The organism is Klebsiella sp. RCJ4 (genome assembly GCF_009025755.1).
GTDB lineage: Bacteria > Pseudomonadota > Gammaproteobacteria > Enterobacterales > Enterobacteriaceae > Klebsiella > Klebsiella michiganensis.
On the sequence record NZ_WCIN01000021.1, the window covers coordinates 15,149 to 29,145 of the forward strand.

Here is a 13,997-nt window from a genome sequence, read left to right on the forward strand (position 1 = left end):
CAGACATGATATCTCTCTGAGTCGCGATGAACTATTTCCCCGGATGCGCCTGTTGCCGCGTTGAAACCTGAGCACCGACGGTTACGGCATACCATGTCCTGTTAATCTCTTCGACTATAAGAAAAATAGCCGGGAAGACATTATCCCTGGGGTTGACACTGTCTCTCCAGCCAGCGACCGACTTCAGGCCATATTTTTTCCGCACATCGGGTACGGAAAAAGCCCATGTGGCCGACGGCCGGAATACCATAATCCGCGTGCCGGATCTCGCGGCGTTCAATTTTTGCGTTTTCCACCGGCGCCATCAGGCGCGTAATCGCTGCAGAATTAGCCCAGGGATCGTCATCAAAACCGAGTACCAGAAGGGGTAACGTGACTTCGCTTGCCCGTCGGCGCGCATCCCAGGCGCGATCGTCATAAAAATAGTCGGGCATGGCACTCCAGCGCCCCCATTGCAGCATGACGGGCGCGGGTAAATCTTCCCCCAGCCCGAGGCGTCTGGCAGGCATATAGCCAAAGGTACGACACAGAACCGGCGCCAGAATACGTAATAAAAACCAGACTCTGAGCTTTTCCTGCGTTTGTTTAATTGTGCGGGTGACGCCAGCGTGCGAAGCAACAAGAACCGCCGCATGCAGCGACCGGGTGGCCGTCGAAAGCAGAATAGCGTGCCCGCCAACGCTGTGCCCTACCGCCATCAGCAGAAGATTGGGGAAACGCAGCTTTGCCCACGCGGTGACGCAGCCGACATCCTGCTCGATCCAGTCAGACATTGAGACATGACAGTGTTGCAGCGTGCCTGACCTGGAATGACCTATCCCCCGATAGTCGTAGGTCAGAACATTGAATCCCATTGCGTAAAGATACTCAGCGAAGTCCTTGTAAAACGCCTGTGATACCGCGGTGGCAGGATGGAGGATCACCAGCGCTTTAGCATCGCTTCTCTCCCATACTGTGGCAGCCAGAACATCCCCCTGCTTTACAGGGATTGTTATCAGGTTCATAAAAGATACCCACCCATGTGGTCATACCAGTTAAATAATTTTAACTGTAGCCGCCACGGGCAAATCTGGCGATGTTTTTATTCCTCTATTAACGTCCTCTTCTCGCGCTGCACAGGCTCAGCGGTCTTTTCCCCCAACCACCAGCGCCAGAAGCGGTTGGTACTGATAAGCCACTCAATCTCTTGCTTTTTTTCGACCTGTCGATCATGCTCATCTCGTGCAGATTAAGCGCAGCGGTTCGAATACGGGACAGGCAGATGCCCCTCGCGCGCTCATGACGCCCCTTTATTTAATAGCAGGAGATCACCATGCTTGAACTTCGCCCTAATTGTGAATGCTGTGATAACGATCTGCCGCCAGAATCAACAAGCGCGTACATCTGTTCATTCGAATGCACCTTTTGCGTTGACTGCGTGACTCAGCGGCTGCAAGGCCGGTGCCCGAACTGTGGAGGAGAGCTGGTGCGCCGCCCAATACGCCCCGAATCATCCCTCCTTCGGCATCCCGCCTCCAGCCTGCGCCGATATAAACAATAAGCCGGTTTGTCGCTTATCGCCGACCATCCGGTTCGCCGCGTGCCCGCTCATCCTCGTTTACGTAGCGCGTTCAGTAGCGCCTGCGTTGCGCCGGAAGACGTTCCGGATGACGAACAGACCAGCCGAAACTCACGGTGTATGGCAGGCGTCACTGGCACCACGCACAGATTGCGCAACGCCTCTGGCAGGGCTGATTCAGGCACAATGGCGACGCCCATCCCTTCCGCGACCAGCTTACAGGCGCTAATCCAGTCGCGTACCGTCACGCGTATATCAACAAGTTGCAGACCCGCCTTTTCCATCAGGCTTTTGCCATTAACGGCGCATCCGCCTGTCGCCAGAATAAAGGGCTGGTCTGCCAGCGCCTTTAGCGTTATGCCACACGTCCTGGCATGGTGTGCCAGCCGATGAGTGGCTGGCAGTACCGCTACCTTGTTATACGAGGCATCTCGGTACGATCAATACAGCCCAGGCCCTGTAATGTTGCATGGACGGCTTCATCAAGAGGGGTGTGAGGCTCGGCACCTAAAAAATTCACCAGTTTCGTATTGTCCAGGCGAACCGGCTGGCGCCACAGGTACCGCATCTCCAGAAGTTCGCGTAAGGTTGCGTTGAAAGGTGCTGCCAGGTACATCAACCACCACGGAAATGATTGTATTTTGGCCATGCCGCCATAGCGTACCGCAGTGCGTTGAATCGCGCTGACCATTTCGCTGCCGTCGGCATCCCAGTGACCTTGCATATGAAAACGTGCAAAGGGCTCAAGCTCCTCGCGTCGTGCCAGCAGCGCAGCTATCGTTTCCGCGACATCAGGTAAGTAAGCCCACTGGTGACCGGTTGCAAACGAAGCTGGATTGGTAATGACGCCAGGCAGCTTGCCGGGCTTAATCAGACCTTGAGAAAACCAGTTATTACCGGCGCGCGGACCAAAAAAATCCCCCGCGCGGACGATCAATACCCGTCCGCCACGCTGCGAATAGGCCGCCAGTTCTTTCTCCATTTGTACCCTGATAGCTCCCTTCCTGGTGACCGGCGTCTGCTGAGCGTCTTCCCGTAATAGCGGAAAAGCGTCAGGACCATAGTTGTAAACAGTCCCGGGAAGCACGATCAAGGCGCCGGTTCTTTCTGCTGCGCCAATCGTGTTGCGCAGCATAGGCAGCACCAGATGCTTCCAGTTTCTGTAGCCGGGCGGATTGACGGCGTGAACGATCGCGCTACAGTCTGCTGCCGCAGCGGCGACCTGCTCCGGGTCGAGAGCGTCGCCCCCTACCCACTGGATGTCACCACGTCGTTCACTGCCATGAAGTCCTCGTTTTAGTGCACGAACGTCCCATTTGTTCTGAATGAGCCGGCGCGCCGTTTCACCACCGATTCCGCCGGTTGCGCCAAGTATCAGGACCTTGCCTCGGGTTTCCATATTGTCTGCCTCTTTGCTGATTTGACCTTGACAGCGTACGTACAGGCAGAGCTAAATTGAATTGCATATCTTTATAGGGCAGCTATACAAATTTGTATGAATACATCTATCCCATGGGAGTGGTACCGAACATTTCTGGCTGTGCTCAGGGAAGGCTCGCTTTCCGGCGCATCACGCAGGCTTTCGATTACGCAGCCTACGGCGGGACGGCATATCGCTGCGCTCGAGTCCGCTCTGGGCCAGGTGTTGTTCACGCGGTCGCAGACGGGCTTGCTGGCGACTGAAACGGCGCTGGCGCTGAGGGTGCATGCCGAAGCGATGGAGAGCACCGCGAATACGCTAGCGCGCACAGCCTCCAACTTCAGTCATAACAACGCGTCCATTCATGGCGTCGTCCGCGTCTCCGCGAGTGACGTTATCGGCGTTGAAGTTCTGCCGCCGCTTATTGCCAGGCTCAGGGAGTCTCACCCACAAATAACGATTGAATTAGTTCTGTCGAACCGGGTTCAGGATTTACTGCACAGGGAAGCCGATATTGCTGTACGCATGACGACGCCAGTACAGGAACAGCTTATTGCGCGTCGCGTTGGCTGCATTGAACTCGGTCTCCACGCATCGACGTCCTATCTTGCACGACATGGCACGCCTGAAAATAGCGAAGATCTGCTGAAACATGCGCTGATTGGCTTTGATCAGGATACGCCTTTCATCCGTAAGGCCCTGGAAAAATTCCCTCAGCTAAGCCGGAATGCATTTTCCATGCGCACCGACAGCGACGTGGCTCAGCTGAATCTTATTCGCGCCGGGGCCGGCATTGGCATATGCCAGGTGCAGTTGGCCAATGGCTCTGTTCCACTGCAGAGGTTACTGCCGAATTTCTTTTCTTTCTATCTTGATACCTGGATCGTCATGCACGAAGACCTGCGCAATAGTCTGTGCTGCAAATTGGTTTTCGATGTCCTGGCAAAGGGATTAGAGGAATATATCGGCCAGAGACAGGCACAGTGAATCGCCATGGAAAAATGCTCCCTTTAAGGTGCCTGTATACTCCGCACGTTTTCTCCGGAGGAGTCCCCTCCTCGATCATGCCGGCTGCTCCGTTTCGATGCAGAAACCGCGACGACCATGGTTCTGCATGAGCGCAACACACGATCCTGCGCATTATCGTTATCTGTCTTTATGCTCACAGCCTTAACGCTATAGCTAAACGGGCATTGGTGGAGTTTGGTAGACAGCGTTGTGCCTGGAGCGGAAAGCAGGTCCAATTAATACAATCAGCGCAATGCTTTTGAGAAACATACGGCTTCTGTCCTACCGACATAGGGGCCGTAATTTTCAATACGAATATATCCATTTTTCTCGTAGAAATTTACTGCTCGATGGTTGATGTGTCGGGTTTCCAGTCTGAGTTCGCTATAACCCATATCTTTTGCAGATGTTTCCAGAAAAGTGAGTAAAGCTCCCCCAACTCCTGGCACGCTTCGGTCTGAAAACATTCTTTTAAGCTCGGCTATATTTTGCGTTATCGGCCGAATAGCGCCGCATCCTATTGCTTCGCCATGAGTATTCTTTGCTAATACCCATAAGGCTTTGTCATCATTCATTGCTTCAACGGTGAAATTGCTTTTGCCACTATCCCCCGTAATAGCGGCAAGTTCAGCTGATAGCATTTCGATTAAGCGATGGGATTCTGAAGAAAATGGATCGGATTTCTCTACAGTTATCATGGTCGTATCCTATAAATGAGAGTAACCAGCATAAAGTATCCTGTCCCAAAAAGCATGAACCGAAACTGATGCTGGAAGAGTATCCTTTCCCAAACTATCCCGGGGATGTTATGTCTGCTATTAGCTCATAGCGGAGATTCAACTCAGTTAGTTCGTCCGCTCCGTGCCAGGAGCGGACATTCCCATATTGAAAAGAAAACCGCTGAGCTGTATTCTGGCAGTTATAAAAATGAAAAAGGATTCTCAATAATGAACATATATGCAACTAAAACTGAAACTTTTAAGAGGTTCGTAGCTGGAGTCTTAAGTAGCTATAGTGCAACAATTTCTAACGAATCAAAACTTAATTTGCAAAATGGAACAACCTCCTCGGAAGAGGCCTTAATGTGGCTAATAAATAAAGCTTTTCAAAAAGAGTTTGAAGACGCTAACAAAGTTTTTAAGCATAATTACCCCGGCATAGATTGTGTTGATGAGCACAATAAAATTGTGATGCAAGTAACGGCAACCGCAAGTAGCAAAAAATTCGGAGATAGCATAGACAAAACACCTGATTGGCTCAGAAAAAGCGGATATAAAGATTTTTACTTTTTCATCAACTCCACTAACAAACGAATAAAATATTCTCATCAACACTTTAACGTGAAAGTTTTTGATATTAATGACTTAATATCCTCTCTATGTACTTTAGAAACAGGAGAACGGCATAAAGTCGTTGCTTATCTTAAAGAGAATTTTTCCAATTGGATTCCTTTAAACTCTTCGGGATTATTCATACCACAAATAACCAGTTTCAAAAGAAACCAATCTCTTTTTAATAAGTTCATTGAAATAAATAAATTAGGTCTAAATTGGAACTTAACTGACTCCCATAAAGAATGGTTGCGTGAGCAGTGTGAAAATGATTTGTATCATCTTCAAAAAAAATTATCAGAACTATCAATGTTGCAGCGTAATTTTATTTGTATGGTTTATCAGTATGGTTTTGTAAATGGCAGGAATAGGGAGGATGACGTTTCGCAAGAAATTCGATTTAACCTTGCGCAATATGCAACGCATTTTACTGAAGAAGAAGCCGAGCGATTTGATGATATATATTATGGGTTAAATAAGTGGGGAATTTGTGAGATCATAGAAGTTTTCGATACAGAACGCTACGTTCAAGATAGTGAGATTTTTCCGCATTACAAAGAATTAATCCTGAAATGGTCTAACTGGGATGTGAATTATAATTTATTTAGAGCTATTGGTAATTTTTACATGTCGAGATATGATGAAAAAGAATTGTACCGGGCAATTAGAAATAATGATTTTTTCCTGATTTACTAATACACCTCAGCAAACGTCTGCTGTTCGCTCACAGCGGACCTCCAGCTCAGTTATCTGGTCCGCTTCGTGCCAAGAGCGGACCTTACGAAATGGGGTTATTTCAATCAAAACGTAACGTCACAACCAGCCAACGCTCTCTCTCCACTTATAATTAGTAACTTTATCATTTTCGCTTATTTTTTTAGAGATAGAGCGAGGCTCTCTTCCTAGATACTCAGATATTTCTGTCGGGGACAAATCAAAATCGACAAGCATGACTCTAAGTTTTTCCATTTCCTTTAAAGTCCAAGGCTTGCCAAAATTTTCATAAAGAGAGACCTTATGCTCCCTGAGAGTTCGTTTTCTCTGAGTTTCACTTTCCCTCTGAAAAATCTCGCTTTTAAACTGTGAACGGAACTCTTTACAGAAATTGTCATCTGTTTTTTTATTATACAGATTGCTAAAGATAAGTTGGGATGCCGGGTCTAAATCAGGCGTATCAATAATAAAAACCTTAATCTTTTCCATATATGGGTATTCAATCTTACCCAATATGCTTAGTTGTTTTAAATTAAAAAAACCTCTCAAATCAAAAGATTTAATGAGTTTTGATTGGATTACACTTTCAATCCTGCTTGCATTTGAATAACAGTAGCTTGCCATTGGAAGGGCCCATACTACCAGTTGAGGAATATATTTTTCTAATGCAATACTCTGCCAGTCAGTATCAAAGCTTTGGCTTTTTGCTAGCATGTTTTTCGGCAAATCAGAATATAACGTTGTAGATGCCCATATCTTATAATCCTTCGCTAAGGCTTGATAATATTTTGTATGGTTATGAATTTTATACGCTGACATGAAGCGATACACGTCGTCATCGTGACCCGCGTCGTAAATTGTTCGGTTTCCTCTCAGGTAACCGTCGTAATGTTCGTTTATCCTTCTACCTACATTACAACTTACTCCAACGTAAACCACACGATTGAAAAGTCCTTTATGGACAATAAGATAAACTCCGCTACAGCCAGATTTCCTAGCCTCTGATATTGAACCTAAAAATCTCCATTCCATAATTAAAATCCATTATTATTGCCACTTTTTTTGTTTATCATTATTTTCTCGAAACTTCAACAAGTTAATCCAAGAGCTAAGGGCAAAGACTTATATAAGTATACTTATCATCGTTAGCGATTATAAAGTGTAGTGGCGCAATGTACTTGAGGTGCATGTGGAGAAAATATATCGTTGTTGATTCACATAGAATGCTGTTAGCAACGTCTGCTCCTCGCTCATAGCAGACATTCGGTACTATTTTTCCAGTCCAGTTTGTGCGAGACCTACCTCAGCAGGCAACCCCATCCCGTCGACGTCACACCATCAGCGAGCGAGACGAGAGCGTCGCTGTGGTGGCAGAAACTCCCCCTCCCCCGTCTGTTCTGTTGACTTATTCTGTAAAAAGATTACTTTTCAGGACATGAAGAAGATACTTATTATTGTCCCGGATGGCGGCATGCTGTTTGAATCCGCCGGTATTGCCGACATTCTGATGCAGGCCAACCGTCTGCACCCGGAAGGCGCCGGGGGGCTTTGCTACCAGGTCCAGCTAGCGACCACCCAGCCGCATCAGGTGATCCATGGTCAGTCCGGTTTAAATCTGCTGGCCGATCATCGCCTGCATGAGATAGACCCTCGCGAGCCGCTCGATACCATCATGATTACCGGCAGAGGTCAAAACCCGCAGGAAGGGGTTGCGGTGGTTGACTGGCTGCGCCTTGCGGCTCCCCATGCCCGCCGCATTGCCTCCATATGCGGTGGAGCCCTGCTGCTGGCGCAAACCGGGCTGCTGGACGGCAGGCGAGCCACTACCCACTGGAAGCTACTGGATACCCTGCAGGCGGAATTTCCTCAGGTACGCGTCGAAGGCGGTCCGCTCTATATTCAGGACGAACACATATGGACCTCTGGCGGGGTCAGTTCCGGCTTCGATCTCACCCTGGCGCTGGTTGAAGAGGACTACGGCTTCAGCCTGGCGCGCGATATTGCCCAGGATTTCGTCATGTACCTGCGTCGCCCCGGCGGCCAGCTGCAGTTTAGCCGCTACAACCTTCAGCAGACCAGCACCCTGGGCCCTATTAACGATCTGCTGGCGTGGTTGCTCGCAAACCTCACCGCCGATCTCAGCGTGGATAAACTGGCGGAAAGGGTCGCCATGAGTCCAAGGAATTTCACCCGCGTATTTACCCGGGAAACCGGTGCTTCGCCGGCGCGCTACGTCGCCGAAGCCCGTCTGGCCGCCGCGCGGCAGCGTCTGGAGCAAACTAACGAGACGCTGGATCGTATCGCCGAACAAACGGGATTTGGCAGCAGCATTAACCTGCGACGGCTATTTGAAAAACAGCTTCACCTCACCCCCGGGGAATATCGCCAGCGATTTCACTGTCGCAAAATGGCGTAAAGTGATCCTTTTTTGTCATTTACGCCAAAGCCTGCCCGGCCTACTCTGACGCCAGAGACAATGGATAAGGAGTTAATCATGGTAAAGGTCGGTATTAACGGTTTTGGCCGTATCGGACGCAACGTACTACGCGCTGCACTGGGTCATCCGGATATTCAGATTGTGGCGATCAACGATTTGACGGACAGCAAAACGCTGGCGCATCTGCTGAAATACGACTCGCTGCTCGGTAAGCTCGACGCGGACGTCACCGCCGGTGAAGGGCAGCTTGTGGTTGACGGTAAACCCATAACCGTATTCAGCGAACGCGACCCGGCCAATATCCCGTGGCATCAGCGTGAAGTCGATATCGTCATTGAAGCCACCGGATTCTTCACCGATCGCGACAAGGCGGCGGTGCATATCCACAGCGGTGGCGCAAAGCGCGTGATTATCTCCGCCCCCGGCAAAAACGATGATTTAACCATCGTGATGGGCGTTAACGATGGCCTCTACTCCCCGGATAAACACTACGTGGTCAGCAACGGTAGCTGCACCACCAACGGTCTGGCGCCTGCCGCGCAGGTTCTGCACCAGCATTTCGGTATTAAGCACGGTTTGATGAACACCACCCACGCCTACACCAACAGCCAGGCCCTGCACGATCAGCCGGAAAAAGATCTGCGCGGCGCTCGCGCCGCCGCTCTGTCGATAGTGCCTTACTCCAGCGGCGCAGCGAAGGCGCTGGGCAAAGTTATTCCTGAGCTGGATGGCCGCTTAACGGGATACTCGCTGCGCGTCCCGGTACCGGTGGTGTCTATTGTCGACCTGACCGTGACGCTGGCGCGAGAGGTGACGGCCGAAGAGGTGAACAATGCCTTTCGTGAAGCCGCCGCGGCTGGGCCGCTAAAAGGGATCCTCGGCTATAGCGATGAACCGCTCGTCTCCAGCGACTACCAGGGTGACCCGCGCTCGTCGATTATCGACGGTCTGTCAACGCTGGTGATTGGCGGCAATATGGTTAAAATTCTGGCGTGGTACGACAATGAATGGGGCTTCTCTAACCGCCTCGTTGACCTGGCGCTGATGATGGCAAGGCGTGAGCGTTAATTCACTGCGGGTGTTATTGATAGTTGACATCACCCTGTCGCGGAGAGCTTCCCTGGTGACGCGCAGCAGGCTCCTCTGAGCGCCTGATAAAAAGCATAAATGCCCTCGAAGGGCATTTATGCTTTAGCGGTAATGTGCGAGGGTCAGTATTTTCTTAACCACGATTCCTGCGGGGCCGGAAAATAGTCAGTGCACAAATAGCGCGATTAAAATAATGATAGGAATTGGCACACCCAGAAAGAAAAGCAATATTGAACGCATAGGTTCCTCCCGTATAATGAGTATTAGACGTTATAAATCACGCTGACGGCCGCCATAGGTGGCACAGAGACTGGCAACAAAAGCGCCAATTAACAGAGAAATAAATGACCACAGAGTGACGTAGCTGGTGGTTTTTCTGGCGGCGTCTGCGGCCTGCTGCGCTTTATCTTTTGCCTCTTTCAAATTAGCCTGGGCTTTATCATAAACCGCCTGTACCCGCTGTTCGGCCTCTTGCTGACTGATGCCGGTATTCTGAGAAACCAGCTGCGCCACATAGGTCAGATCATCCTTGGGAAGCGCGCCAGAATAAATACTGTTAGCAAAAATGCCCGTCACCTCGGCTAATTGAGCGGGTGACTCCGCCTTTGGCGGCACCGGCTGATTCATGGCCATGACATCATTGCCCGGTGCGTTGCTGTTACCTGCCGGAGTGGAGCCGCTCGCCCTGAACAGCGAGCGGGTAAAATATTCCATCGATGACTTCGATAACATCGAGGATCCCTCCCCCGCGTTATTCACGGCGGTTGCCGTCGCGCCCCCGGCAACGGAACCAATGACTTTTGCGCTGCCGCCGATGAGTGAACTGATGGTGGTGGTTAAAAGAACGGCTGATACCAGCAGCGCCACCGCCCATGTCAGAAAGCCATGCGCCGTATCGCGGAAATAGATTTCATTGGTATGCGTATCAACCCATTTAGTCCGAAGCCGTCCGGCCAGATATCCCCCCATTCCTGATGCCACAATTTGGGTAAACGTCAGCCAGGCGATGGCGGCAATACCGACGGTACCCGCCGCAAGACCTTGATTTTCCCAGGGAGAGATTGAAGTGAGGCCTAATCCGGCGCCAAGCATGAGCAGCATAAGCGCCAGCGAGGCGGCAGCGGCGGCGCCTGCAAATATCGCCCCCCATGAAACCGCGCTCGCGCTGTTTACAGCAGCCGCAGGCAAGTGCCTGGCTGCTTCCTGACTGCTTATATTGGTAGAGTCGTAGATATTCGTCATTTACGTTGTCCTTTGAAATAACTCAATTAGCCCGGTGTCGTTTTACACAAACGTCCAGAGCAGGAATTTACCTGCCAGACCCAGGGCAATATCGAGCGGGATAATTATCGTCAGCAGCTATCACCCGCTGCTTAAATTTTGGGCATTCGACACAAAGCCAATTATCTAAATTAATACGAACGAGCAGTGTATGAATTTAATCAACAATTTGATTTTAGTAGATGATTTTATTTTAACCATTTTTTATCGCCAAAAATATTGCCGCACAGCTGTAACTACTTGTTAGCAATGAATTTCCAGGTGCAGGGGGTTGTGTGGCGGAAATATGTACTACGGATACAGATTGGCCAGCTCAGATAGAATTATCTTATTTTTGTAGTGGTAATTAACTGAATAGCCTTGTTTATTAAAAGTGGCGTTAGTTTTTTATTTGCATTATCTGCTATTTCATATACCCGCCGGCAACGTAAATAATCACCCGCTGCTGATGTCGCAGCAGATGAACAGATTGAGAGGGGCACGGGGAAGCGGTCACTCCCACCTCATGGCGATCGCGATGGCTCCCCCGGCATCCCTGCTTCGTGCCCGTTCCGCCCCGGACTCATTGGCCCCTTTGATTAATTAGCGGGCAGACAACGCAAAGCGCTGCTCAAGTACATGCGCAATTTCATCGTCTTCCAGCCGCTGCTTTTCTACCCGATCCGCGGTAATGCTCTTGAGCGTATTGCCCAGCAGAATAAAGCGCCCCTCGGGCTGATGCTGTATAACCAGCAGCTTTTGTACAAAGACCGCGTCGGGGTGCGTGGAGTTAAGGAAATTGGCCGGAGCAAAATCAATCCATTCCTGAGGTGACAGGTCAAAACCATATTGATTGGCCCAGCTTCCCTCAACTTTTGCCTGCAGCAGATAGTCGCCGTGCGCATCGCGGCTAAGCCGGAACGTATCGAAATCCTGGATAATGTCCGTATCAAGTTCATCCAGGGCCAGCGGCGCGCGAATACCGTAGCTCCCAAAGCCAAGGTCGCAAAGCCACTGACGGCCCTCGACTTCCGCGACGACCGCCATATGGGTTTTAGGCCGGCGCGCGGGATAGAACATGGGCCGCGCCGCGACAAACCGCCAGGCAATGCCCAGCGCTTCCAGCGCCATGCTAAACAGCCCGTTGAGTTCATAGCAGTAGCCGCCCCGTCTCTGCCGTAAGAGCTTGTTGGCAATATCATCGGGCTCCATCGACACGATTTTACCTGCCTGTACGTCCAGATTTTCGAAGGGGATGGCAAAGAGCTGGTGACGCATGAGCGCGTGTAGCGTTGCGGTATCCGCTGCCGCAGGCCCGCTATAGCCTATGCGGCGGAAGTAAAGTGAAAGGTCAAAACTGTCGCTGTGCATATGATTTCCCCGGCTGGTTGGTGTGGAACACACTATAGATGGCGCCCCGCTTCGCCTGTATAGTCAGATTTATCAAAAAGCAGACTATACAGATGACGATGTCCGAAATATCCCCGCCGACGCCCCGCTACCGCCGTATAGCCGATATGCTGCGGCTGACGCTTGCTTCAGGCGCTTTACGGGCTGGCGATCGCATTATCTCCGCGCGTAAACTGGCCGAACGCGAACAGGTCAGCCTCCCCACGGCCCTGGAAGCGCTGCGTTATCTTGAGGCGGAGGGCCTGATTATCGCGCGACCGCGTTCAGGCTATTTTGTCCGCCAGCCAGCCGCCTCCGGAAACGAACAGCGCGCTGCCTCTTTGCCCGGGCCGGTGCCGGTGACTATGTCCGCCATTGCCCGGTCGCTGTTCGGTAGCGCTGAAGCGCGTCTGGTGCCGCTTGGCGCCGCGCTACCCGATCCCGCCTGGCTTCCCGTGGATGCACTACAGCGGGCGCTGCACACCGCCGGTCGTCGGCTTGATGCGCGCGGGCAGAGCTACAGCCTGCCCCCGGGAAGAGCGGACCTGCGCAGAAAGATTGCCGCACGCGCTGCGCAGTGGGGCGCTCTTTTTGGCGCGGATGACCTTATCATTACGGCAGGCGCAACCCAGGCGCTACGTCTGGCGCTCCGCGCGGTATGCCAGCCGGGTGATGCTGTCGCGATTGAGCAGCCCGCCTACTTCGGCACGCTTCTGCTGCTGGAAGATCTGGGTCTGAAGGCGTTACAGATCCCCACAGACCCGATTGAAGGCTTATTGTTGGCGCCCCTTGAAGACGCTATCCAGCGCCACCGCCCTGCGGCCGTGCTTGCCTCACCCACGGTGCAAAATCCGCTGGGTGCCAGCATGCCCGTGGTGCGCAAACAGGCGCTGGTGGCGCTGCTCGCCGATAAGGGCATCCCGCTCATTGAGGACGATGTGTATGGCGATCTGGCCGGTGGCGCTCAGCGTCCGCCCGCGTGTAAAGCCTTCGACAGGGACGGAAATGTGATTTATTGCAGTTCGCTGTCGAAAACCCTGGCGCCGGGCTGGCGAATTGGCTGGATTGCTGCCGGACGCTACCACTCCGCGGTATTGCAGGCCCGCATGGCCGGAGAATGGGCAGGCGCGCCGCTGATTGAAGCCGCGGCAAACGAGATCCTCGCCAGCGGCGATTACGACAGGCACCTGCGGCACCTGAAGCTGCGGATTGCGGAAGGTATGCGCGCCATCATCACCCGAGTTGAAGCCTGCTTCCCACCGGGCACGCGCGTCGCGGCTCCGGAAGCCGGCTTTTTGATTTGGGTACAACTCCCCTCCAGGATAGATGCGCTGGAGGTACATCGTCGCGCACTCGCCCTGGGCATTGGCGTCAGTCCGGGGCCGCTGTTTTCCCCGGGCGCGGCGGAACTGCAAAACTACCTGCGCCTGAACGGTGCGAATGAACCCACCCCCGCGCTTTTGCATGCCGTGGAACAGCTCGGTATCGTATGCCACGAATTGGCCAGGGAACATTGACAGCGGCTATTGCCCGGGGCCGGTCAATTGGAGATAAAACCAGGATACGTTTATAGATAGGGTAACCAATCGGGACGGGCAACGTGTCGGCCGCCTCCTCGGGGTGAACCGCGCGCTTTTTTCAAGCGCGCGGACACACGCAGACTGAACCAGCTCTTCGACAACCTCTCGGTTACGCGACAGAACCAGCCCATAGCGCCACAGGCGTGTCAGATGTGCAGCAAGATGCTGACGGACGCCGCTGGTCGTAATTTTTTTATCCTCATACTCTTAT

General features: G+C 51.9%; 12 protein-coding genes and 2 pseudogenes. 6 read left to right on the plus strand and 8 right to left on the minus strand.

Going from position 1 to position 13,997, the window contains the following annotated elements:
* Positions 1 to 140: 140 nt before the first annotated feature.
* Positions 141 to 1,004 (minus strand): alpha/beta fold hydrolase, encoded by an 864-nt coding sequence (locus F8562_RS05930; protein WP_032720781.1) that lies wholly within the window; start codon positions 1,002 to 1,004, stop codon positions 141 to 143.
* Between the two features lie 308 nt (positions 1,005 to 1,312).
* Here F8562_RS05930 and F8562_RS05935 point away from each other — a divergent pair, with 308 nt between their 5' ends.
* On the plus strand, positions 1,313 to 1,540 hold the full coding sequence (locus F8562_RS05935) for a DUF1272 domain-containing protein (RefSeq protein ID WP_071886331.1): 228 nt from the start codon (positions 1,313 to 1,315) through the stop codon (positions 1,538 to 1,540).
* Between the two features lie 47 nt (positions 1,541 to 1,587).
* Here F8562_RS05935 and F8562_RS05940 read toward each other — a convergent pair.
* Positions 1,588 to 1,971, minus strand: a pseudogene (locus F8562_RS05940) (LysR family transcriptional regulator substrate-binding protein); the annotation flags it as partial.
* Positions 1,968 to 2,957 (minus strand): NAD-dependent epimerase/dehydratase family protein, encoded by a 990-nt coding sequence (locus tag F8562_RS05945; RefSeq protein ID WP_014838347.1) that lies wholly within the window; start codon positions 2,955 to 2,957, stop codon positions 1,968 to 1,970. The gene F8562_RS05945 and the pseudogene F8562_RS05940, both read right to left, overlap by 4 nt.
* 96 nt (positions 2,958 to 3,053) lie before the next feature.
* Here F8562_RS05945 and F8562_RS05950 point away from each other — a divergent pair, with 96 nt between their 5' ends.
* Positions 3,054 to 3,965 carry a LysR family transcriptional regulator gene (locus tag F8562_RS05950; protein ID WP_014838346.1) on the plus strand — a complete coding sequence of 304 codons (912 nt, stop codon included), beginning with the start codon at positions 3,054 to 3,056 and terminating at the stop codon, positions 3,963 to 3,965.
* A 266-nt stretch (positions 3,966 to 4,231) separates the two neighbouring features.
* Here the strand turns inward: F8562_RS05950 and F8562_RS05955 are convergent, their stop codons facing one another.
* Positions 4,232 to 4,684, minus strand: a complete 453-nt coding sequence (locus tag F8562_RS05955) for a GNAT family N-acetyltransferase (protein WP_014229171.1) — start codon at positions 4,682 to 4,684, stop codon at positions 4,232 to 4,234.
* A 249-nt stretch (positions 4,685 to 4,933) separates the two neighbouring features.
* On the opposite strand from F8562_RS05955, the gene F8562_RS05960 reads away from it, so the two are divergent.
* Positions 4,934 to 6,013 carry an SMEK domain-containing protein gene (locus F8562_RS05960; RefSeq protein WP_014838345.1) on the plus strand — a complete coding sequence of 360 codons (1,080 nt, stop codon included), beginning with the start codon at positions 4,934 to 4,936 and terminating at the stop codon, positions 6,011 to 6,013.
* A 117-nt stretch (positions 6,014 to 6,130) separates the two neighbouring features.
* Here F8562_RS05960 and F8562_RS05965 read toward each other — a convergent pair whose 3' ends face one another.
* On the minus strand, positions 6,131 to 7,063 hold the full coding sequence (locus F8562_RS05965; RefSeq protein WP_014838344.1) for a GIY-YIG nuclease family protein: 933 nt from the start codon (positions 7,061 to 7,063) through the stop codon (positions 6,131 to 6,133).
* A 403-nt stretch (positions 7,064 to 7,466) separates the two neighbouring features.
* Here F8562_RS05965 and F8562_RS05970 point away from each other — a divergent pair, with 403 nt between their 5' ends.
* Complete coding sequence (locus tag F8562_RS05970; RefSeq protein ID WP_014838343.1) at positions 7,467 to 8,447, plus strand: GlxA family transcriptional regulator; 981 nt, start codon at positions 7,467 to 7,469, stop codon at positions 8,445 to 8,447.
* A gap of 78 nt (positions 8,448 to 8,525) precedes the next feature.
* The gene (gene gap, locus F8562_RS05975) at positions 8,526 to 9,536 is read left to right on the plus strand and encodes a type I glyceraldehyde-3-phosphate dehydrogenase (protein ID WP_014838342.1); all 1,011 of its coding nucleotides are present in this window, start codon (positions 8,526 to 8,528) and stop codon (positions 9,534 to 9,536) included.
* Positions 9,537 to 9,827: 291 nt separating this feature from the next.
* On the opposite strand, the gene F8562_RS05980 is transcribed toward gap, so the two are convergent.
* Both F8562_RS05980 and F8562_RS05985 read right to left on the minus strand, forming a co-directional pair.
* Positions 9,828 to 10,799, minus strand: a complete 972-nt coding sequence (locus F8562_RS05980) for a hypothetical protein (RefSeq protein ID WP_042934088.1) — start codon at positions 10,797 to 10,799, stop codon at positions 9,828 to 9,830.
* 621 nt (positions 10,800 to 11,420) lie between these two features.
* Positions 11,421 to 12,188 (minus strand): arylamine N-acetyltransferase family protein, encoded by a 768-nt coding sequence (locus F8562_RS05985; protein WP_014838339.1) that lies wholly within the window; start codon positions 12,186 to 12,188, stop codon positions 11,421 to 11,423.
* Between the two features lie 38 nt (positions 12,189 to 12,226).
* Here F8562_RS05985 and F8562_RS05990 point away from each other — a divergent pair, with 38 nt between their 5' ends.
* A complete protein-coding gene (locus F8562_RS05990; protein WP_014838338.1) occupies positions 12,227 to 13,723 on the plus strand; it encodes a PLP-dependent aminotransferase family protein in 1,497 nt (498 codons plus the stop codon).
* 81 nt (positions 13,724 to 13,804) lie between these two features.
* Here the strand turns inward: F8562_RS05990 and F8562_RS05995 are convergent.
* Positions 13,805 to 13,975, minus strand: a pseudogene (locus F8562_RS05995) (RNA polymerase sigma factor); the annotation flags it as partial.
* Positions 13,976 to 13,997: the final 22 nt, after the last annotated feature.

Bases quoted from the DNA above. Each gene is read 5' to 3' on its own strand.
- F8562_RS05930 (WP_032720781.1), bottom strand. From the start codon at position 1,004: ATGAACCTGATAACAATCCCTGTAAAGCAGGGGGATGTTCTGGCTGCC.
- F8562_RS05935 (WP_071886331.1), top strand. From the start codon at position 1,313: ATGCTTGAACTTCGCCCTAATTGTGAATGCTGTGATAACGATCTGCCG.
- F8562_RS05945 (WP_014838347.1), bottom strand. From the start codon at position 2,957: ATGGAAACCCGAGGCAAGGTCCTGATACTTGGCGCAACCGGCGGAATC.
- F8562_RS05950 (WP_014838346.1), top strand. From the start codon at position 3,054: ATGAATACATCTATCCCATGGGAGTGGTACCGAACATTTCTGGCTGTG.
- F8562_RS05955 (WP_014229171.1), bottom strand. From the start codon at position 4,684: ATGATAACTGTAGAGAAATCCGATCCATTTTCTTCAGAATCCCATCGC.
- F8562_RS05960 (WP_014838345.1), top strand. From the start codon at position 4,934: ATGAACATATATGCAACTAAAACTGAAACTTTTAAGAGGTTCGTAGCT.
- F8562_RS05965 (WP_014838344.1), bottom strand. From the start codon at position 7,063: ATGGAATGGAGATTTTTAGGTTCAATATCAGAGGCTAGGAAATCTGGC.
- F8562_RS05970 (WP_014838343.1), top strand. From the start codon at position 7,467: ATGAAGAAGATACTTATTATTGTCCCGGATGGCGGCATGCTGTTTGAA.
- gap (WP_014838342.1), top strand. From the start codon at position 8,526: ATGGTAAAGGTCGGTATTAACGGTTTTGGCCGTATCGGACGCAACGTA.
- F8562_RS05980 (WP_042934088.1), bottom strand. From the start codon at position 10,799: ATGACGAATATCTACGACTCTACCAATATAAGCAGTCAGGAAGCAGCC.
- F8562_RS05985 (WP_014838339.1), bottom strand. From the start codon at position 12,188: ATGCACAGCGACAGTTTTGACCTTTCACTTTACTTCCGCCGCATAGGC.
- F8562_RS05990 (WP_014838338.1), top strand. From the start codon at position 12,227: ATGGCGCCCCGCTTCGCCTGTATAGTCAGATTTATCAAAAAGCAGACT.